Origin of the sequence: Flavobacterium sp. YO64 (assembly GCF_004119505.1) — a bacterium.
Lineage (GTDB): Bacteria > Bacteroidota > Bacteroidia > Flavobacteriales > Flavobacteriaceae > Flavobacterium > Flavobacterium oncorhynchi.
Genome location: NZ_NRQV01000005.1, coordinates 178,768 through 200,585 on the forward strand (window position 1 = coordinate 178,768; position 21,818 = coordinate 200,585).

At 34.0% G+C, this 21,818-nt stretch carries 17 protein-coding genes and 1 tRNA gene; 10 read left to right on the forward strand and 8 right to left on the reverse strand.

What is annotated here, in order from left to right; all coding sequences use genetic code 11:
• Window positions 1-16: 16 nt before the first annotated feature.
• Complete coding sequence (locus BOW57_RS20575; RefSeq protein WP_157498535.1) at window positions 17-187, forward strand: hypothetical protein; 171 nt, start codon at window positions 17-19, stop codon at window positions 185-187.
• Window positions 184-1,734 carry a recombinase family protein gene (locus BOW57_RS05515; protein WP_012025034.1) on the forward strand — a complete coding sequence of 517 codons (1,551 nt, stop codon included), beginning with the start codon at window positions 184-186 and terminating at the stop codon, window positions 1,732-1,734. The genes BOW57_RS20575 and BOW57_RS05515 overlap by 4 nt, the downstream gene beginning before the upstream one ends.
• On the opposite strand, the gene BOW57_RS05520 is transcribed toward BOW57_RS05515, so the two are convergent.
• Window positions 1,700-1,773 (reverse strand) — tRNA-Arg (locus BOW57_RS05520). The genes BOW57_RS05515 and BOW57_RS05520 overlap by 35 nt on opposite strands.
• A gap of 114 nt (window positions 1,774-1,887) precedes the next feature.
• On the opposite strand from BOW57_RS05520, the gene BOW57_RS05525 reads away from it, so the two are divergent.
• A complete protein-coding gene (locus BOW57_RS05525; RefSeq protein ID WP_129053311.1) occupies window positions 1,888-2,400 on the forward strand; it encodes an adenine phosphoribosyltransferase in 513 nt (170 codons plus the stop codon).
• Between the two features lie 79 nt (window positions 2,401-2,479).
• Here BOW57_RS05525 and pheT read toward each other — a convergent pair whose 3' ends face one another.
• Entirely contained in the window at window positions 2,480-4,900 is a 2,421-nt protein-coding gene (gene pheT / locus BOW57_RS05530) for a phenylalanine--tRNA ligase subunit beta (RefSeq protein ID WP_129053312.1), read from the reverse strand.
• A 275-nt stretch (window positions 4,901-5,175) separates the two neighbouring features.
• Here pheT and BOW57_RS05535 point away from each other — a divergent pair, with 275 nt between their 5' ends.
• From BOW57_RS05535 to BOW57_RS05545, 3 genes are all read left to right on the forward strand, one after another.
• Window positions 5,176-6,681: an aldehyde dehydrogenase family protein gene (locus BOW57_RS05535; protein ID WP_129053313.1), complete on the forward strand. Its 1,506-nt coding sequence runs from the start codon at window positions 5,176-5,178 to the stop codon at window positions 6,679-6,681.
• 93 nt (window positions 6,682-6,774) lie between these two features.
• On the forward strand, window positions 6,775-7,794 hold the full coding sequence (gene adhP, locus BOW57_RS05540) for an alcohol dehydrogenase AdhP (RefSeq protein WP_241686423.1): 1,020 nt from the start codon (window positions 6,775-6,777) through the stop codon (window positions 7,792-7,794).
• A 65-nt stretch (window positions 7,795-7,859) separates the two neighbouring features.
• Complete coding sequence (locus BOW57_RS05545) at window positions 7,860-8,234, forward strand: DUF779 domain-containing protein (RefSeq protein ID WP_089055648.1); 375 nt, start codon at window positions 7,860-7,862, stop codon at window positions 8,232-8,234.
• A 119-nt stretch (window positions 8,235-8,353) separates the two neighbouring features.
• Here BOW57_RS05545 and BOW57_RS05550 read toward each other — a convergent pair whose 3' ends face one another.
• The 5 genes from BOW57_RS05550 to BOW57_RS05570 all read right to left on the reverse strand — a co-directional run bounded on the left by BOW57_RS05550 (window position 8,354) and on the right by BOW57_RS05570 (window position 15,887).
• Window positions 8,354-9,277 (reverse strand): AraC family transcriptional regulator N-terminal domain-containing protein, encoded by a 924-nt coding sequence (locus BOW57_RS05550; protein WP_089055649.1) that lies wholly within the window; start codon window positions 9,275-9,277, stop codon window positions 8,354-8,356.
• A 71-nt stretch (window positions 9,278-9,348) separates the two neighbouring features.
• The gene (locus tag BOW57_RS05555) at window positions 9,349-10,212 is read right to left on the reverse strand and encodes a bestrophin family protein (RefSeq protein WP_129053314.1); all 864 of its coding nucleotides are present in this window, start codon (window positions 10,210-10,212) and stop codon (window positions 9,349-9,351) included.
• Between the two features lie 25 nt (window positions 10,213-10,237).
• A complete protein-coding gene (locus tag BOW57_RS05560; RefSeq protein ID WP_129053315.1) occupies window positions 10,238-11,548 on the reverse strand; it encodes a TolC family protein in 1,311 nt (436 codons plus the stop codon).
• A 67-nt stretch (window positions 11,549-11,615) separates the two neighbouring features.
• A complete protein-coding gene (locus tag BOW57_RS05565; RefSeq protein WP_129053316.1) occupies window positions 11,616-14,714 on the reverse strand; it encodes an efflux RND transporter permease subunit in 3,099 nt (1,032 codons plus the stop codon).
• Between the two features lie 114 nt (window positions 14,715-14,828).
• Window positions 14,829-15,887, reverse strand: coding sequence for an efflux RND transporter periplasmic adaptor subunit (locus BOW57_RS05570; RefSeq protein ID WP_129053317.1), 1,059 nt, complete (start codon window positions 15,885-15,887; stop codon window positions 14,829-14,831).
• 577 nt (window positions 15,888-16,464) lie between these two features.
• Here BOW57_RS05570 and BOW57_RS05575 point away from each other — a divergent pair.
• The 3 genes from BOW57_RS05575 (at window position 16,465) to BOW57_RS05585 (ending at window position 18,673) form a co-directional block, all read left to right on the forward strand.
• Window positions 16,465-17,064 (forward strand): redoxin domain-containing protein, encoded by a 600-nt coding sequence (locus tag BOW57_RS05575; protein WP_129053318.1) that lies wholly within the window; start codon window positions 16,465-16,467, stop codon window positions 17,062-17,064.
• Between the two features lie 28 nt (window positions 17,065-17,092).
• Window positions 17,093-17,947 (forward strand): hypothetical protein, encoded by an 855-nt coding sequence (locus BOW57_RS05580; RefSeq protein ID WP_089055654.1) that lies wholly within the window; start codon window positions 17,093-17,095, stop codon window positions 17,945-17,947.
• A gap of 123 nt (window positions 17,948-18,070) precedes the next feature.
• Window positions 18,071-18,673: a PAS domain-containing protein gene (locus BOW57_RS05585; RefSeq protein ID WP_089055655.1), complete on the forward strand. Its 603-nt coding sequence runs from the start codon at window positions 18,071-18,073 to the stop codon at window positions 18,671-18,673.
• Window positions 18,674-18,910: 237 nt separating this feature from the next.
• Here the strand turns inward: BOW57_RS05585 and recG are convergent, their stop codons facing one another.
• The gene (gene recG, locus BOW57_RS05590) at window positions 18,911-21,019 is read right to left on the reverse strand and encodes an ATP-dependent DNA helicase RecG (protein WP_129053319.1); all 2,109 of its coding nucleotides are present in this window, start codon (window positions 21,017-21,019) and stop codon (window positions 18,911-18,913) included.
• Between the two features lie 263 nt (window positions 21,020-21,282).
• Between recG and BOW57_RS05595 the strand changes: the two genes are divergently transcribed.
• Window positions 21,283-21,717 (forward strand): hypothetical protein, encoded by a 435-nt coding sequence (locus tag BOW57_RS05595; protein WP_129053320.1) that lies wholly within the window; start codon window positions 21,283-21,285, stop codon window positions 21,715-21,717.
• Window positions 21,718-21,818 lie beyond the last annotated feature (101 nt).

A 21,818-nucleotide genomic window follows, 5' to 3' on the forward strand; every position in this document is an offset into this window, starting at 1 on the left:
TAAAATGGATAATGAGATGGAAAACGAGACAGGTTACAATGAGTCGAAAATTACAACTGAAAAAGCACTGCAGATGCTTAAAACTGAAGGCTTGGAGGTGACTTTTGAACAGGCTGAAGAAATCTTGTATTTCTTGAGAAAAATTGCTAATATCGCGGTGGTTAAACATTTAAATAAAACAGAATGAGCAAGATAGCAGATTTGTATATCAGGGTAAGCACTGATGAGCAGGCTGAGAAAGGCTTCTCTCAGCGCAATCAGGAAGAGATGCTGAGAAAGTACTGTGGCATCAACAGAATTCAGATACGCAATGTGATTTACGAAGATCATTCGGCAAAAACTTTCAACAGGCCGCAATGGAAAAAATTTCTTGCCGACATAAAAAAACGCAAACATAAAATAAGCCTGGTCCTTTTTATGAAATGGGATAGGTTCAGCCGAAACGCGGGCGATGCCTATCAGATGATAAATCAATTAAGGGCGTTGGGAGTCGAACCGCAGGCAATTGAGCAGCCGCTGGATCTTAGTGTTCCGGAGAATAAGATGATGCTGGCATTTTATCTTGCTGCGCCTGAGGTTGAAAATGACCGCAGGGCGCTAAATACGTTTCAGGGCCTCAGAAGGGGCAAAAAAGAGGGCAGGCATATGGGAATGGCTCCGTATGGCTATGCTAACAAAGTTACCGAAGATGGAAAAAAGTATATTGCAATTGTGCCAGATAAGGCTGCAAACGTTGTTTGGGTATATGAACAGATTGCAAAAAATATTTTCAGTACCGAATCAATATATCAGACAGCCAAAGAAAAGGGCATGGGGATCTCTAAGAACAACATGTGGCTGATTATAAGAAATCCATTATACTGCGGAATGATAGTAGTTCCAAAGTATCGAGATGAGGAGGAAAGGCTTGTAAAGGGGCAGCATGATCCAATAATCAGCCAAGATCTGTTCTATAAAGTTCAGGATATACTCAATAGTAAAGCAAGGACGTACAGGCCAAAAATCAAAACAATTGAGAATTTTCCCCTCAGGGGATTTTTTGTCTGTCCTAAATGCGGACAGAAATTGGGAGGCAGCAAGTGCAGGGGCAGAAGCAGAGATTACTTCTATTACCACTGCGATAAAGTATGCAAGTGGAGGGTAAATTCCGAAATGGCCAATAGTGTATTTAAAGGGCATTTAAATAAGTTCAAGCCTCTGGCCGAAGTAAGAAAATTATACAGTGCAGTTCTGCTTGAAGCATACAGGGAACATACAGGATTGGTTATAAATGAGAAAAAGAAATCCCTGGAACAGATTGGGGTTTACGAAAAAAAACTGGCTGTTGCCAGAAACCTGCTGGTTACCGAGAAGATAGATGCCGATGACTATCATTTAATGAAGACAGAATACAATGCTGAGATCAGCAGGCTTGAAAATGAGATTGGAAATGTGGATGAAGACCGAGCCGATATTGAATCTTTAATGAACACAGGACTGCAAAACCTAATAAAGCTCGGCGAGGCCTTTGGTGACGGGTCTTTAGTCGACTCCAGAGAGATAATCGGTTTAATTTTTCCCGAAAATTTCACATTTCAAAACAATAAAATCCAAACCGCTAGGGTCAACGAAATGTTCAAGTGCATCTATCTGGTAAACAATAGATTACGGGCAAAAAAAAACGGAACAAAAGATGATATTTTTCTTTTGTCCCGAGTAGTGACCTCGACTGGATTCAAACCAGTAACCTTCTGAGCCGTAATCAGATGCGCTATTCAGTTGCGCCACGAGGCCTTTTTGTTATCAATTAGCTAATTTTTTGTAGCTTTGTTGATTGCTTATTGCGGGTGCAAAGATAGACATAAATGTGAGATATACAAGAGAAAAATAACATAAAAATAAAAAAAAATGCAGATTAAAAATTATATACGTGATATTCAAGACTTTCCAAAAAAAGGAATTTTATTTAAAGATATCACTCCGCTGCTAAATGACCCAATTGCACGAAAAAAGTGCCTTGAAATTTTAGTAAAATCATTAAAAGATCAAAAAATTGATAAAGTGGTAGGAGCGGAGAGCCGTGGGTTTTTCTTCGGAATGTTATTAGCGCAGGAATTAAACGCAGGCTTTATTCCGGTAAGAAAGCCAAATAAACTGCCATATGAGACGATTTCTGCTTCGTATGAACTCGAATATGGTTCTGATAACTTAGAGATGCATATAGACGCTATAAAGAAGGGAGAACGCATTTTGATTCATGATGATGTTTTAGCAACAGGAGGAACCGCTAAAGCAGTTTGTGAGCTTGTAGAAAAATTAGGTGGTGAAATTGTACAATGCAACTTTTTAATGGAGCTGTCTTTTTTAAACGGACGTGAAAAAATCAATAATTATCCAATTTTTTCTGCGATTACTTATTAAGTTTTAAAAGTTATTAAATAAAAAAAATCCCAATTCTAAAATTAATTCAGAATTGGGATTTATTATTTCTAATGCTTTTTTATCTTAAACTTGCTCCAAGTTCAGTTTCAAAAGTCTGTTGCAGCTTAGACATGATTTTATCAATCTGTGCATCAGTAAGCGTTTTAGTATTGTCTTGAATAGTAAAACTCAAAGCATACGATTTTTTTCCTTCTGGAAGTTTTGCACCTTCATATACATCAAATAAATTAATGTCTTTTAAAAGTGTTTTTTCCGTTTGCTTAGCCAAGTTAAAAATACTCTCGTATGTTGTATTTTTATCAATCAATAAGGCCAAATCTCTACGTACTTCAGGATATTTAGGAATCTCAGTATATTTAATTTTTCCAGTGATGATTTTCAAAATTAAATTCCAGTTAAAATCAGCATAATACACATCTTGTTTTATTCCAAAATGTTTTAAAATAGATTTTTTAATTACTCCAGCTTCTACTAACACATCATTATTATAAGTAATTGCAGTTCCTTCAGAAAATACATCCGATTGTACTGGTGCATTCGAGATTTTTTCAATTCCTAAACGTGCCAATATACCTTTTACATATCCTTTCAATAAGAAAAAGTCAGTTCCTTTTTGCGGATTTGTCCAAGACTCTTTATTTCTATTTCCAGAGATTAATAAAGTCAAATGTTTGTGTTCTTCGTAACCGCTTAAAAACTTATGGTATGTTTTTCCGAATTCAAATAATTTTAAATCAGAATTACGTCTGTTAATATTGTACGAAACAGCTTCAAGTCCAGAAAACAATAAAGATTGGCGTAATGCTGCTAAATCACTGCTTAATGGGTTTAACATTAATACATTGTGTTCTTCTTTTAAAACAGTCGATAATTTTGCATATGAAGCCGTTGTCAAAGAGTTTGCCATCATTTCATGAAAACCTTGCGAATTCAATTGTGAAGCAATTGTATTTTGTACTTTATAGTCTTCGGTTCTTGGCGAATTTGCAACCGTCGCATTGAATTTCTTAGAGAAATTAATATTGTTGTAACCGTAAACTCTTAGAATTTCTTCGATTACATCAATTTCACGCTGAACGTCTACACGATAAGCAGGAATAGTAAGTCCTAAACCAGAATCAGAAACACTATTTACTTTAATATCTAAAGAAACTAATATTTTTTTGATGGTATCTTTTGGAATTTCTTGTCCAATGATTTTTGAAACATGGCTGAAATTCAACAAAACAGCAAAATCTTCTACTTTTTTAGGATAAACTTCTATAACATCCGAAGTTATTTTTCCACCCGCTACTTCTTGAATTAAAAGCGCGGCACGTTTCAAAGCATATTCTGTAATAGTTGGGTCAATACCTCTTTCAAATCTAAAAGAAGCATCAGTATTCAATTGATGTCTTTTTGCCGTTTTACGAACACTTACAGCATCAAAATAAGCACTTTCAAGGAATATAGTTGTTGTACCTTCAGATACACCAGATTTTTTACCTCCAAAAACTCCTGCAATACAAAGCGGTCCTTTTTCGTCGCAAATCATCAAATCCTCTTTATGTAATGTTCTTTCAACATCGTCTAAAGTGGTAAATTTTGTTCCCTCAGGAAGTGTTTTTACAATAACTTTTCCGTTAATTTTTGCTGCATCAAAAGCATGCAGAGGCTGTCCTAATTCATGCAATACATAATTAGTAACGTCAACAATATTGTTTTTTGGAGTTAAACCAATCGCTTTCAAACGATCTTGCAGCCAGCTTGGAGATTCTTGTACCGTAATTCCAGAAATGGTTACACCGCAATATCTAGGAGCCAAAAGAGGTTCCTCGACATTAACGTCAATTTTCAGCGTACGCATATCTACTCTAAAATTGCTTACAGAAGGTGTAATCAATTCTATATTTACACCACGCTGTAGCATTCCTGCTCTTAAATCACGCGCAGTACCAAAATGACTCATCGCATCGGCACGATTTGGAGTTAATCCAATTTCAAAAACTTCATCATTTGTAATTTGAAAAACTTCGGCAGCTGGAGTTCCCGGAACTAATTTATCGTCTAAAACCATAATTCCGTCATGACCAGTACCAAGACCTAACTCATCTTCAGCGCAAATCATTCCGTGACTTTCCTGTCCGCGAATCTTACCTTTTTTAATAGTAAAATCACCGCCGTCTTTATCATATAAAACAGTTCCAATAGTTGCAACCGGAACTTTTTGTCCTGCAGCAACATTTGCAGCACCGCAAACAATTTGTATAGGCGCTTCTAAACCAATATTTACAGTTGTAACTTTTAATCTGTCGGCATCAGGGTGTTTTTCGCAAGTAAGTACGTGTCCTACAACAACCCCTTCTAAACCGCCTTTAATAGATTGGTATTTTTCGACAACTTCAACCTCAAGACCTAAATCTGTCAGTAATTCTGAAGTTTCTGCAGATGTCCAATCTGTTTTAATGAATTGTTTTAACCAGTTGTAAGATATTTTCATGTTAGCTTTATTATTCTTGTATGAGGTTACAAATATAAGAATTGCGTATTGTAGTAAGAAACAATTTATTTGGTTTTTTCGAGTAAGACTTTTTTTAAACTAAATGACTAACGATCAATATAAAATCATATTTAGTATTAATTTTTTAATAAAAATTCATTAAAAATTAGATAAAAAAATGAATGTGTAATTTTTGTGCTATTAGATGAATGAATAATGCTATTCTGTTTCTAATTATGAAACTAAATTTGATACAAATCAAAAATTTACTAATTATGAGCACTACCACACAAAGACCTGAATTTAAGGCAAAATATGACAATTACATAAACGGAAAATTTACAGCTCCAATTTCAGGAGAGTATTTTGATGTAGTTTCTCCAATAAATGGAAAAGTGTTTACCAAAGCGGCTCACTCAGGCAAAGGAGATTTAGAAAAAGCAGTAGACGCAGCCCATGAAGCATTTAAAACTTGGGGAAAAACATCGGTAACAGAACGAAGCATTTTACTTAATAAAATTGCACAAAAAATTGAAGATAATCTAGAGTACATAGCGACCGTTGAAACTATAGATAACGGAAAACCTATTCGTGAAACTCTTGCTGCTGATATTCCGCTGGCAATAGATCATTTTAGATATTTTGCAGGTGTGATTCGTGCCGAAGAAAGCTCGATTTCCGAATTGGATTCGCAGACAGTTTCAATAGCTTTAAGCGAACCACTAGGAGTTGTTGCTCAGATTATTCCGTGGAATTTCCCAATTTTAATGGCCGTTTGGAAAATCGCTCCAGCCCTTGCAGCAGGAAATACCATAGTTCTAAAACCTGCAGAAAGTACACCTATATCTATTATGGTGTTAATGGAACTTATTGGAGATATTCTTCCTCCGGGAGTTTTAAACATTGTAAATGGTTTTGGCGCTGAACTTGGCCGCCCATTGGTTACCAATAAAAAAGTTTCGAAAGCAGCATTTACTGGATCTACAACAACAGGTCGTTTAGTAATGCAATATGCAACCGAAAATATTATTCCAGTTACTTTAGAATTGGGAGGGAAATCACCTAATATTTTCTTTCCATCTGTAGCAGATCACGATGATGATTTCTTCGATAAAGCCATTGAAGGTGCAGTTTTATTCGCTTTAAATCAAGGTGAAATTTGTACGTGTCCGTCAAGATTATTAGTTCATGAAGATATTTATGATAAGTTTATTGCCAAAGTAATTGAAAGAACTGAAGCTATTGTTGCTGGAAATCCATTAGACAAATCCACTATGATTGGAGCGCAGACCTCTTTAGTTCAGAAAGAAAAAATTATGTCCTATATAAAATTAGGTAAAGAAGAAGGGGCAGAATTATTAACAGGAGGTGATGCAAATCATTTGGGCGGAGATCTTGAAGGTGGTTATTACATAAAACCAACTTTATTTAAAGGTCATAACAAAATGAGAATTTTTCAGGAAGAGATTTTTGGACCAGTCTTGGCGGTAACAACTTTTAAAACTACCGAGGAAGCTATCGAAATTGCAAACGATACAATGTACGGATTGGGAGCAGGAGTATGGACACGTGATGCGCATGAAATCTATCAAGTTCCTAGAGCAATTCAATCTGGTCGTGTATGGATTAATCAATATCATTCTTATCCAGCGGGAGCACCGTTTGGAGGTTACAAACAATCAGGAATTGGGCGTGAGAATCATAAAATGATGCTGAGTCAATACCGTCAAACAAAAAACATGCTAATTTCTTATGATAAAAAGAAATTAGGTTTCTTCTAGAAAACAGTATCCCTATTAATATAAACCTGAGCATAATAAGTTAATCTGTTTATTATGCTCATTAAATCAATCTTTGTTATGTTACCAAAAACAATGAAAGCAGCAGTTATTAGAGAATTTGGTTCTCTTTTAAAAATTGAAGAAGTTGAAGTAAAACGACCGGGAAGAAATGAAATTCTTGTAAAAGTGATTGCGAGTGGTGTTTGTCATACCGATTTGCATGCCGTTGAAGGCGATTGGCCGGTAAAACCAAAAATGCCGTTAATTCCCGGACACGAAGCTGTAGGTTATGTTGCAGCTGTGGGGCAAGATGTGAAAAATGTTAAGGAGGGTGATGCTGTGGGAGTGCCTTGGCTTTATAGCGCTTGCGGCGGCTGTGACCAATGTATTACTGGATGGGAAACATTATGCGACAGTCAGCAAAATGGAGGTTATAGTGTAGACGGCGGTTTTGCCGAATTTGTAATTGCTGATGCAAGATATGTTGGAATTTTACCTTCAAATGTAAATTTTATGGAAATGGCTCCAATACTTTGTGCTGGAGTTACTGTTTATAAAGGTCTGAAAGAAACAGAAGTGAAACCTGGAGAATGGGTTGCAATTTCTGGAATTGGCGGACTAGGCCACGTTGCAGTACAATATGCAAAGGCAATGGGAATGCATGTTGCTGCAATTGATGTTGCCGATGATAAACTTAACCTGGCAAAAAAACTAGGTGCAGACTTAGTAGTTAATGCAAAAAATCAAAATCCTGGAGAATATTTGAAAAAGGAAGTCGGTGGGATGCATGGGGCATTGGTAACTGCAGTTTCTCCTATAGCTTTCAAGCAAGGTCTTGAAACCTTAAGAAGAAAAGGTACAATGGCACTCAACGGACTTCCGCCAGGTAATTTTGATTTATCTATTTTTGATACGGTTTTAAACCGAATTACAATTCGAGGCTCCATCGTTGGTACTCGTAAGGATATGAAAGAAGCAATAGAATTTGCCACCGAAGGAAAGGTAAAAGCTACTGTAACTGCCGAAAAACTGGAAAACATTAATACCGTTTTTGATAAAATGAAAAAAGGTCAGATCGAAGGACGAGTCGTTCTTGATATCGCAAATATTTAATTGGTAATGCAAAAAGCAGTAAATTTATAACAATAAGTTTACTGCTTTTTTAAATTGTAAAAGTCATGGTTAAAAGAATTGAAGCCACACAAGAAGCTGTCGAATTAATTAAAATTCTAAAGGAAAAACATGGCGATTTAATGTTTTACCAAGCTGGAGGATGTTGTGAAGGCACGCAGCCGCAGTGTTTTGAAAAAGGCGGTTACTATCAGCGAATAGGTGATGTTTGTATCGGGACTATTGAAGATACTGAATTTTGGGTTGATAATGATTTGTATGAATATTGGAAGCATTCGCATTTTACACTTAAAGTTATTGATGCTTTTGGCGTTGGCGGTTTCTCTTTAGAAACGCCTCTGAAAAAAACATTCCAAATTGAGTATAGAATCTTTACTGAAGAGGAGGAAAAAGATTTAGAACCTGTAAAGATTTTTGAGTAAGTTTAAAAAAAGGGACAGAGGTTCAAAGGGGCAAAGAGACAGAGGTTTTGCAGAGGTTTGTCATGATCGTCTATAAACTCAGAATCTTAGCGTCTTAGTGCCTTAGTGCCTTAGAACCTTTAATTAACATAAAGTAACTGATACTGTTTCGGTGTAATTCCTTCGTGTTTTTTAAACAATCGGATGAAATAGTTGGCATCTTCAAAACCAGATAAATAACAAACTTCATTTATTTGGATACTCGGATTTTTGAGCAGCTTTTTAGCATGTTTAATTTTTTCATTCAAAACATATTCTATTGGGCTCATGCCTAATTCTCTTTTGAAAAAACGATAAAAGGAAGCGGTGCTCATACAGGCTTTTTCGCTTAAGCTTTTTAGATTTATGTTTTCCTTCAAGTTAAGTTTGATAAATTCTGTAACTTCAAAAATTGGATTGTTGGATTGTAGAACAGCTCCATCATCAAGAGATTTTGCGGTTTGAGTTTGAATAATTCTGATTAATAATTCCTGTAATGTCAAATCAGCAATAACATCTTTTGTAATTGAGGTACTTGTGCACTCTTTAATTAATTTACTGATGGTTGAAGCAAGATCAACATTATTGTAAAAAAAGTAATTTTGATAATTTAACTGCCAATAATTGTCGCTTCCTTTCTTTGGATAACGCTCATTTAAGAAATCAAGAGTCTCGCTAATTTTTGTTGTGTCGATAGCTAAAGCAAGACATTGCGTTGGATTTTCTTTTGAAGCTTCTGGAAAATCAATTTTCATTTCAATATTCGAAGGAATAACAACTGTTTCGCCAGGCAGATAATCAAATCCGGGTTCGTCAAACAAATGCATGACTTTTTTTCCTCGAAGCATACTCGTAACTACAAAATCGTTAAATTTTAAAGGTACTAGTTTTGAAGATTCGTAAGTTTCAAAAATATTCAGTTCGCAATGGTTTAGAGTGTAAACACTCCTGTTTTCAACAAGTGTTTTTAATGATTTTTCATTAGATAAATCTGGCGGAGTAATTAAAACACGTTGATTTTGCATTGTATTAAATTTTCGAGTGGAACTCTAAATTTAATAAAAATAAGTTTAGCAATTTAAGATTTAACGTTTCATTAAATCAGCTCTTCAACATGTTTCTTAATATTTTCGGCCATTTTTCTTGTCGGAAGGTCATTTTCGTCATCACCAAAAGGATCTTCAATTTCTTCTGCGATAAGCTCTAAACTCGCTAAAACGTAAAAAATAAAAACAACTACAGGAATTACATAATAGCCTAATGTAAATACGTAACTAAATGGGAGTGTGAGAACAAAAATAAATATAAATTTCTTGATAAAAGCGCTGTAAGAGTAGGGAATAGGAGTGTTTTTTATTCTCTCACAGGCTCCACAAATATCTGTAAACGCTGTTACTTCATTGTTTAAGGTAATGAGCTGTTCGCCTGAAATTTTATTAGTTGTATAAAGATCGTGTATTTTTTTGAACATTATTTTGGCAACCTGATTTGGTCTGTGCTTGTGATGATCAAGTTCTAAATCTACATTATCAAACAATTGCATTCCAGTTTCTTCATCCTTCAAATGTTTATTTAAGATAGAAGCATATCCTGGAATCATCTTTCTAAAAAATGCTTTATCCTTTTCGTCCTCTAAAATAACCGAAAGTTTCATGGCAAAATTACGACTGTTATTTACCAGACTTCCCCACATCCTGCGTCCTTCCCACCAGCGATCATAGGCTGTATTGGTACGATAGGCAAGTAATAATGAAATTACAAAACCCAACATGCTGTGCATTGTTGAGATGTTTTTAACCTTACTGTCTTCTGGTAAATCCCAATATTCAAGTTCAAGATAAGCAATTGCGCCGCAATATATTGCCATAAAAAACATTACGGGAATTAATTTACGGAAAGTATCGGCTTTGCTAAAATGAAAAATAAAACTAAACCAGTCTTTTGGATTATACGAAGTCATTACTTTTTTTTGCAGTAAATTTACTTTAAAAATTAATATTTCCTGCTAATTCTTTTAAAGCAATTTCAGATAATTTCGCCTCATATTGTGCATTACTATAACGTACTTTTGCGTTTACATAATTGAGCTGAGCCGTTCTAAAATCAAGAGTTGTAATAGTTCCGATTCTAAATTTATCTAAGGTAATGTCTAAATTTTGTTTTGCAATTGCTTCGTTATCTTCTTCTAAATCGATCAATTCCAGATTGGTTAGATAAGTTTGAAAAGCAGTGCTTAACTGCGTATTCAAAATCATATTTTGCTGTTCGATAGCAATTTGAGAATTTTCAATTTGAAGTTTGGCAACCTTTTCATTTCGATGCTGATTAAAACCGTCAAAAATATTTAAAGTGGCATTAAAACCATAATTTAAACCGCGTGACGATGCTTGGCTCGTAAAACCTAAACTCGACTGACTTTCGTTAAAATTATAACCAGATGTTAAGTTTACAACAGGATATCGATCTGCTTTTACCTGCTTAAGCTGCAGTTCGGCTATACGTTTATTAATGATTTGTGCTTCTAAAGCAGGATTTTGTTTTTGTGCTAAATCCATAAGATCAGCCAAAATCAATTTATTATCAACAGTAACTAAATCTGTAACAGTAAAATTTATTTTTGGATCTCTGGCTAAGTATTGATTCAATAAAATCTTAGCATTTGCATATGATTCTTTTTGTCTTAATAAAGCAACTTGATCTGAATTTAAATCAACTTGTGCGTTCAAAACTTCCAATTTTGAAGCTTTCCCGATACTGAAACGGTTTTGGGCTAAAGTTAATCTTTGTTTCGAAATTACGATTGTAGTATCTAAAGCGGCTAACTGATGCTGTTGTTGTACTAAATTATAATAAGCAGAATTTACTTGACCAATTTTGATCAAAATTGTTCTCTTTAATTCAGCATCTCCTAATTTTTGAAGTTCTTTTAACTGATCTAGTTTTGCGAACATTTTCAAACCATCAAAAACAGTCCAGCCTAAACTTACGCCGTAATTTAAGCTGTTATTTTTAGCGTTATCCAACGAAGTTGTTGTTCCGTCTTGACGCGTCTGAGAAGAATTTGTTACGCTGTTATTGTCTGTAATCGAAGCGCCTGCATTAGGAAGCATTCCTGCATTTCCTAAAGTCACATTTGTTTCGCTTATTTTTGAGTTATTCTTAGCTATTTTAATCTCAAAATTGTTTTCTAAAGCAATTTTCATAGCATCTTCAATAGTCAAAACTTCTTGCGCATTCGTTTTTGTAATGCTTAAAAAGAGTAATAACAAACTGCTAATTAAAATTTTAATATTCATATTATTTTTCTTTTGCCTTGAATTCCTGAATTAATCAAATGCAATTCAGAAATTCAAGGCTAATAAATTATTTACTTACTTCTTTTTCGTATTCTTCGATATGATCAAATTCAGGGTAATGTTTACGCGCTTTAGACCACATCATGTATATCGCAGGAATAACAAAAAGTGTTAATGCTAATGAAAATATAGTTCCGCCAACAATTACAACTCCCATACCAATTCTACTGGTTGACGCCGCTCCAAGTGACATCGCAATTGGCAATGCTCCTAAAGCAATGGCTAAACTGGTCATTAAAATTGGACGTAAACGCGCTTCTGAAGCTTCAAGAATTGCTTCTAGTTTTGGTTTTCCCTGCTCTCGCAATTGATTGGCAAATTCTACAATCAAAATACCATTTTTAGTCACCAGACCAATAAGCATTACGGTTCCAATCTGACTGAAAATATTCCAAGTTTGATTGAATAACCATAATGAAAATAAAGCTCCAGCAACCGCCATTGGCACCGTCAAGATAATAATAAAAGGATCAATAAAACTTTCGAACTGAGCCGCAAGAATTAAAAATATTAATAATAAAGCCAATCCAAAAGCAAAAGATGTATTCGAACTGCTTTCCACAAAATCTCTCGATTCTCCGCTCAAATCTGTTGTAAAACTATCATTTAAAACTTTAGCTTTAATTCTATCCATTTCAGCAATTCCGTCGCTGATACTTTTTCCTGGAGCTAAACCTGCCGAAACAGTTGCCGACATATAACGGTTGTTGTGGTATAACTGCGGAGGATTACTTTGTTCTTCAACATTTACAACGTTATCCATCTGAATTAATTCTCCTTTTTTGTTCTTTACAAACATCGAAGTTAAATCCAATGGTTTCGATCTGTCTTTTTGATCAAATTGACCAATAACCTGATACTGTTTTCCGTTTTTGATAAAATAACCAAAACGCTGTCCGCTTAAAGAAAGTTGTAAAGTTTGCGCAATATCAATAATTGAGATGCCTAAACTCTCGGCTTTTTCACGATTAATACTAACGTTTATTTCAGGTTTGTTGAATTTTAAATTAACATCACTGATAGAGAAAACATCACTTTTACCAACTTCATCCATAAAAACAGGTATTTTTTCTCTTAATTTTTCAAAATTAGGAGCCTGAATAATATATTGAATAGGTAATCCGCCGCGTCTGTTTACAGCAATTGTAGGTTGTTGGATAACAGATGTTTTTGCATCAGGATATTGCTTTGTCCATTTTATTAATTGGTCGGCAATTTCTTTTTGTGATCTCTTTCTTTCATGAGGTTCTTTTAAAGAAAGCCTGATAAAACCAGTATTTGTAGCCGATGCTCCAAAACCTGGTGCGGTAATCACCAAACTTACTTTTTTCTCCGGAATTGAATCATCAACCAATCTTGAGATTTCCTGCATAAAACGATCTGTATATTCGTATGATGATCCTTCTGGCGTTGTCATACGCATGGTTACAGAGCTTCGATCATCATAAGGAGCTGTTTCTTTTGGTAAAATGGTAAAAAACAAATAAATCAGTCCAAAACAAGCAATTAAAATTGGAAAACTAATCCATTTTCTTTCCATAAATTTTGAAAGAGCTTCGGCATAACTGCTGTTCATCTTTTCAAAAAAGGGCTCTGTTCTTACGTAGAATTTAGATTTTTTCTGTTCTCCGCCTTTCATTAAATAGGCATTTAACATTGGCGTCAAAGTAAGAGAAACAAATGCCGAGATTAATACAGCGGCACCAATTACAACCCCAAATTCCCTAAAGAGTCGGCCTACGAAACCTTCTAAGAAAATTACGGGCAGGAATACAGCTGCCAATGTTACCGAAATCGAAATTACAGCATAAAAAATCTCGTTTGATCCTTTAATAGCAGCTTCAATAGGCGACATTCCTTCTTCGACTTTCTTAAAGATATTTTCAGTTACAACAATTCCGTCATCCACAACCAAACCTGTAGCTAAAACAATCGCTAGTAAAGTCAATACATTAATAGAAAAACCAAAAAGCCACATTATAAAAAACGTTGCAATTAAGGAAACAGGAATATCTATTAAAGGTCTAAAAGCAATTGCCCAGTCTCTAAAAAATAGATAAATAATAATGATTACTAAGATTACAGATATTCCAAGTGTCTCAGCAACTTCTAGTACCGATTTTTTTACAAATATGGTGTTATCAAGTGCAATATTTAGTTTAATATCTTTTGGAAGATCCTTTTTTAAAGCTTCGTATTTTTTATAAAATTCAGCTGAAATATCTAGATAATTTGCTCCCGGCATTGGTACAATTGCCAGTCCAATCATTGGTAATCCAGATTGGCTTAATTTGGTTTCGATATTTTCTGGACCCAATTCTGCACCTCCAACATCACTTAAGCGCACAATTTTGTCTCCATCTGTACGAATAATGATATTATTGAATTCTTCTGGTTTCGAAAGATTTCCAACTGTTTTTACTGTTAATTCAGTATTGTTTCCTGTAAGTTTACCAGAAGGTAATTCGACATTTTGAGCGTTAAGCGCATTACGAACATCTGAAACAGTACAGCCATAAGCCGTTAATTTTACTGGATCAATCCATAAACGCATGGCGTAGCGCTTTTGTCCCCATATTTGAACACCGCTGACTCCCGGAATTGTTTCTAAACGCTGCGAAATAACATTCTCCGCATAATCACTTAATTCTAATGAATTTCGGCTGTCACTTTGTACCGTCATCGAAATAATAGCATCACTATCGGCATCAGCTTTTGATACAACAGGCGGCGCATCAATATCTTGCGGTAAACTTCTGATGGCTTGAGAAACTTTATCACGCACATCATTTGCAGCTTCTTCTAGATCTTTATCTAAATTAAACTCGATGGTAATATTACTGCTTCCTTGATTACTTGATGAAGTTATATTTCGGATTCCGTCAATCGCATTTACTGCTTTTTCAAGCGGTTCTGTAATTTGTGACTCAATAATGTCAGCGTTAGCTCCTGTATAATTGGTTCTAATGGAAACCTGTGCGGGATCTATCGAAGGAAATTCGCGGACACCCAAAAAAGTATAACCAATGAAACCGAATAATATAATTAATAGATTCAGTACAATGGTTAAAACGGGTCTTTTTATACTTGTAGTTGATAAACTCATTTGCAATTTTAGATTTTAGATTATTGATTTTAGATTTTGGATTTATTACTAAATCTTACTGCATCTTTAAATCTATATTTAAGCCTTAATAACTTTAAGACTTTCGACTTTGGACTATTTTACTTTAACTATTATTGGTGCTTCATTTTTTAATGACATAACACCGCTTGTAATTAAAGTATCTCCTGCTTTTAATCCTGATAAAATCAAAATCGAAGAATCTGTTCTTGTTGTTGCATCAACCATAACTTCTTTTGCCTTGCCCATATTGGCTACATACACTTTTTTACCACTTTGTACAGGAACTATAGCTTCTGATGGAACTACGATTGCATCTTTAATAATGTTTAACGGCAGTTTTATATCGGCAAAAGTTCCAGGGAAAAGTTTTCCATCTGTATTATCAGCAATGGCACGAATTTGCAGTGTACGAGTAGCAACGGCAACTTCTGGCTCGATAGCATAAATTTTGCCGTTATATGTTTTATCTGAGCCAGAAACGGTAAAATCGATTATAGAACCTGTTTTTACTTGTGAAGCATATTTTTCTGGAATCGAAAATGTAATTTTTAGTTTTCCTGTATTCACCAGTTTTGCTACTACAACTGTTGGAGTAATATAGGTACCTGGAGAAATCGAACGTAAACCAATTTTTCCTGAAAAAGGTGCTTTTACAGAAGTTTTAGCAATCTGTGCTCTGATTAACTGACTTTGAGCTTGCGCCGAAGCATGATCTGCTCTGGCAACATCTGCTTCTTCTTGGCTGATTGCTTCTTTTTGCAATAATAATTTTGCTCTTCTTTCATTCTCAGCGGCTAAGCCTTCTCTGGTAACAGCTTGTCTTAACTGTGCTTTTAATTCAAGATCATTTACTTTTAAAAGAACTTGTCCTTTATTTACATAGCTGCCTTCATTAAAATAAATTCCCTCTACAATTCCTGATACTTCACTGTGAATCTCAATTTGCTCGTTTGCTTCAATAGAACCAGATAAAGACAAATTATTGTCAAACGTTGAAGTTTTAACTACTATTCCTGTAACTGTGGTTGGTTTGTCTTTATCGCCAAACTTCTTTGAGTCTTCATTTTTACCTTTGTTAGATAGTATCCTATAAGTGATAAATCCTCCAAAAATAATGATAATCAAGGCGTAGATTAGATGTTTAATTTTCATAAAATTTAGGTGAATGTGATTTTTTTTGGTGTATGTTTTTTGCAACTCACAAATTTAACTTTTTGTACTGAAATCAATTGACGTTAGGTTTTATTTAACACTTGTAATACAATAAACTTCAAAGCGTTGTTTTTCTAGGCTGTAACTGCAAAACTTTGCAGCTTAGATGTTGATTTTTGCAAAAGGTTTAATGATGTGAATATATTTTGTTGGGTAATTTTTAACACTAGAGTACGGTTTGTGTCTAAGAGATTATTAATCAGCAGGTTATTTGTTTTCTATTTTTTATAAATTATTTGATTTTAAAGTTCAAAAGAGGTGTTGAAAAGCTATTATTTGAGGAATTGAAAAAAAATACGCAGTTTGTCGAATTTATATTGCATTTCATCGATTTTATTTGTAACATTGATACGTTAGACAAAATAATTAATAGGGCACTATAATCAACGTGTTTTTGCATAATTAAATGTTAAAATATAGATTTTACAGCTTTTTTTAGATCATTAAAAAGAAATATAGTATTAATTGTTTTAACAAGTGTTTATGTTTTTTGTTCCAAATTATAAAATAATAATAGATGAAGAAAAAAATACTCCTAGCATTATGGTTTTCATTTTTACTTGCTGCAATTGGTTTTCTTTTTTGGCAGAATGAGTTTAAGTATAGTTTGCCAACACCAATTCCGAAAAATTATCACAGCATTGCAATGGGAGCCAAAATTGATTTGTCTCAATGCTGTCCTTTTGATCGTAAACCTGTTTTTTTTCATTTCTTTAATCCAGATTGTCCCTGCTCACGATTCAATGTGCCGCATGTGGCTGGTTTGATAAAAAAGTACGGTGACAGAGTTAACTTTAAAATTGTTGTTTTAAACAAGCAAAAAACTTTTACAATCGAAGAAATACAGAAAAAGTTTGATGCACAAATTCCTGTTTATTTTGATCAAAATATTGCTAAAAAATGTGGTGTTATTTCGACTCCGCAAGCGGTTTTATTAGACGCATCGCATAATCTATATTTTCGCGGCAATTACAACAAAACAAGATATTGTACAGATGCCGACAGTAATTATGCTCAAATGGCTATTGACTCCTTGTTAAAGCAGACTAATTCGCCCTCTTTTAATGCTTTAGCTCTTAGAGCTTACGGATGTTCGTTACCAAATTGCACTAAATAAATCTATCCCTAACTAAAATTTTTAACCTATGAAAAGAAAAGCCAGTTTGAATGAGCAAGATTACTTGCACAGTTTTATGTCTACAATGACACAAAAGTCTGATACTATTATTAATTATGTTCTTGCAGTTTATTTCCTTCTCGGAATCGCATTGTCATTCAAGTACGATACCTTTGAAATTGGAGTAGGAGTAGGAACCTTGAATCTTCTGATGTATTATTCGGCTAAATTTTTTATTAAAAATTCAAAATTCTACCAGTACGTTTTGTCTGTTGTTCTGGCTATATTCATGGCTCAGTACATTTATCAAATGCATGGTATGTTCGAAATGCATTTTACCGTTTTTATTGCCAGCACGATTTTAATTATTTATCAAAACTGGAGACTTCAAATTCCGCTTACTCTTTTAGTAGTACTTCATCACGCTGGTTTAGCATATTTGCAAAACTATATTTATAATGATGCAAATGGGCTTCAGGTTTATTTTTCGCAGGTAAATTTTGATCTTGAAACTTTAATTATTCATACTGTTTTAGCTGCAGTTGTATTTTTTATGAATGGTTATTGGGCTTATTATTTTAAGGAACACAGCGAAAATCATATTTCTAAAATTTCTGACGAATATGAGCTGGAAAATATGAAGCTTGCATCGGCTAAATACAGTTCATTAACAGCAACTAAAGAGTATAATGACTTTATTCATAGAACAACTTTAGATTTAAAACTTCCAGTAACTTCGGTGCTAAAATTAATTGATGTTTCAAAAGGACACACAGACAATGATCAAATTTTGACTTATCTGGATATGATGCGAGAAAGTGCCAAAAAAATTGATGACCTCGTAAACGATATTCATGTAAAATCAACTAACACAAGAAAGTAAAAAGTACAAAATAATTTCCAAAAATGAAAAAACTCTCAAAAGGTATTTCAAAAACAGGTTTTTAGAGAGTTTCTTTTACAAGCAAAAAAAACTCATGCCAATTAATTTTTAATATAAAATTTTATGGAGACCAGAACTACACGCCCGACTCCTTCTGACAGAGAAGTCGATTGGAATAAAAGCAAAGTATTGCTTAGCAAAACAGATAAAAATGGAACTATTTTGTATGCCAATGAAGATTTTATCGATGTTTCTGGCTATGATGAGTTTGAATTAATAGGGCAGCCTCACAATATTGTGAGGCATCCTGATATGCCTAAAGTGATTTTTAAATTTTTATGGGACAGTATAAAGTCAAGCCAAAATATTCATGTTGTTTTAAAAAACATGGCAAAAACAGGTCGCTATTATTGGGTTGTAACCGAATTTAAAATCATTGCAGATACTGACGGCGAGATCGTTGGTTTTTTTGGAACAAGAAAATCAGTTCCTGAAAATATCATCGTAAAATTTATAGAGCCATTGTATAAAAAACTTTTACAAATAGAAGAAGCAAGCGGCTTAACAGCTTCTGAAGAATATTTGGTTGGTTTTCTAGAAGAGCGTAAAAAAACGTATATGGAATATATCGATCACTTAATCGCTACAGGAAAAGATGATAAAAACAAAGTTAGTAAAGGTTTATTCAGTGGTCTTTTTGAAAAGAAAACGCCGCCAAAGAAATAGTAAAGCTGGCTGTAGAATTATTTATAACACATAGAAACATAGGTTTTGTTGCTGTTGAAAAGCGTTTCACTTACATTAACAAGCATGACTATGTCTCTATGTGTTTGATTTTTTTCAACTTTTAGCTATATTGGGATGAAAGATTTATTGCATCAGATATGATGTAATTGAACCTATTTTAATTCAAGAAACCTTTGAACCTTTGTATCTCTGCATCTTTGAATCTAAAAAAAAAAACTAACTAATATAATTCCAGATACTTTTCTTTTTAGTAAGCTCAATAAAAACAGCTTTTAGAATTGCGTGTTCTGGTTTGTTCAAAGGCCCGTCTTCTTTTAGGATCTTCATTGCATAGTTTCTAGCAAGTCCTAAAATATCTCTATCCCGAACAATATCTGCAATTTGCAGATTCAAAACACCACTTTGCTGCGTTCCCATTAAATCACCCGGACCGCGAAGTTTTAAGTCAACTTCGGCAATTTCAAAACCATCATTTGTCTGAACCATTGTTTTCATACGGGTTTTACTGTCAGAACTTAATTTATGTCCCGTCATCAAAATGCAATAACTCTGTTCGGCACCACGACCAACACGGCCGCGTAATTGATGTAACTGCGATAGACCAAAACGTTCAGCACTTTCGATAATCATAACACTGGCATTTGGCACATTTACCCCAACCTCAATTACTGTTGTAGCTACCATAATATTCGTTTTTCCTTCAGAGAAACGTTTCATTTCGGCATCTTTATCAGCCGGTTTCATTTTTCCGTGCAAAATCGAAATCGAATATTGGGGCAAAGGGAAATCGCGAGAAATACTCTCGTAACCGTCCATTAAATCCTTGTAATCCATTTTTTCTGATTCCTGAATTAGCGGATATACAATATAAATTTGTCTTCCAAGTGCAATTTCATCACGTAGAAACTTCCAAACTTTTAATCGGTTACTATCAAAACGGTGAACCGTTTGTATTGGTTTTCGTCCCGGCGGAAGTTCATCAATTACAGAAATATCAAGATCTCCATACAAACTCATTGCTAAAGTTCTCGGAATTGGTGTTGCCGTCATAACCAAAACGTGCGGAGGAATTTCATTTTTCTTCCACAATTTAGAGCGCTGCTCTACACCAAAACGATGCTGTTCGTCAATAACAGCCAGTCCAAGATTTTGAAACTTAACTTTATCTTCCAATAAAGCATGTGTGCCTATTAAAATCTGCAAAGTACCATTTTCAAGTTCTTCGTGAATCACTTTTCGAGCTGCAGTTTTAGTTGAGCCAGTTAATATTTTTATATTAATATTCAAAGTATTAGCAAATTCTGATAAACCAATAAAATGTTGATTAGCAAGAATTTCTGTCGGTGCCATTAAGCAGGCCTGAAAACCATTATCCATTGCTAAAAGCATGCTCATAAAAGCCACAATTGTTTTTCCAGAACCAACATCTCCCTGCAATAATCTGTTCATTTGAGCATTGCTTCCCATATCTGAACGAATTTCTTTAACTACTCTTTTTTGAGCATTAGTAAGTTCAAAAGGGAGATGGTTTTGATAAAATTCAGTAAAAAAATCACCCACTTTGGTAAAAGGATGCCCTTTTATTTTGTGCTTTCTAATTAGATTTTTAGTAATTAACTGCAACTGAATAAAAAACAATTCTTCAAACTTCAGTCTAAATTGAGCTTTCGCCAAAGCATCGGTGCTTTTTGGGAAATGGATATTAAATAAAGCAGCTCTTTTTGAGATTAACTTTAATTCTTCGATTAGGTATAATGGAAAAGTTTCGGTAAACAAAGCTTGAGTTTCGATAAACAATTGTTCCATTAATTTGTTAATCGTTCTATTTGAAATGCCTCTGTTTGTTAATGTTTCCGTAGATGGGTAAACGGGCTGCATGACAGAACGCAGACTTTTTTCATGTTCTTTCAGCAACTCAATTTCGGGATGTGCCATGCTGAACTGGCTTCCGTACAAAGAACATTTTCCAAAAATTACACAAGGTTCGTTTAGTTTTAAACTTTCACGAACCCATTTATGACCTTGAAACCAATTAAGGTCTAATTGTCCTGTATCATCTACAAATGTGGCAACTAAACGCTTTTTATTCTTAGCAAATTCAACTGTTTTTATATTGATTATTTTGCCAATAATCTGAACCTCAGAACCTGTATTCTGAAGTTCGTTTATTTTGTAATATCGAGTTCTGTCAATATATCTATTTGGGAAAAAATTCACCAGATCGCCATACTTATGAATTCCTAATTCCTTACGAAGCAGTTGACCGCGACTTGGGCCGACACCTTTTAAGTATTCGATAGGAGTTTCAAGCAGATTATTAGACATTTTTTTTAGACTTCTTAGATTTTTAGACTGGCTTAGATTTTAGAAAAATAGAACAAAGAATGAAGAGAAAAATCTATTCTCTTGATTCTATATTTTTCTATCATTCTTTTGGAAAAGCGAAGATAGATTTTAATTGGGAAATTTGGAAATGAATTAACTTCTTAGGATTTTGAATATTAAGTTATCGTTAAGCTGTAAAAATAAACGCAACCAATTTAAGAGCGATTAATCTTAATAATAATTAACCTTTAAAACTTAAAAAAATGAAAAAACTTGGGCTTTTAATAGTTTTGTTTATTTCTCTTGTTTCTTGCTCTAATGACGACAATGACAATAAACCAACTGAAGATTATCATGGAAAATGGAAATTAACGAGCATGAATAGAAATAAAAATCCAGCAGCAAATTCTATTGGTGTTATGGAATGGGAGGAAAGCTATGTTTTTAGCTCTGACGGGAAGTTTACTAAAACAAGAATTAGAGACAATAAAACTTCTAGTATATCAGGAACTTTTTCTGTTGTAAAAACTTTAGAGCAAACTCAATTTAAATTAATTTATAGCACTCAAAATGATATAATAGGAACTTGTACTGAGGATTTAATAGAGAATCTATATATAATTTATGCTACTGGAAAATTGTACAGTACTTGGGCAGCATGTGATGGACCTTTACTTGTATATGATAAATTAAAGTAATATTTTAAACAATGCTTACTAATTCAAATTGTTTGGCTCCGTCGGTCTTCTGGCGGAGTTTTTATTTTAATAAGCCGGCTTTTTTTAATAAAGTTTGATCG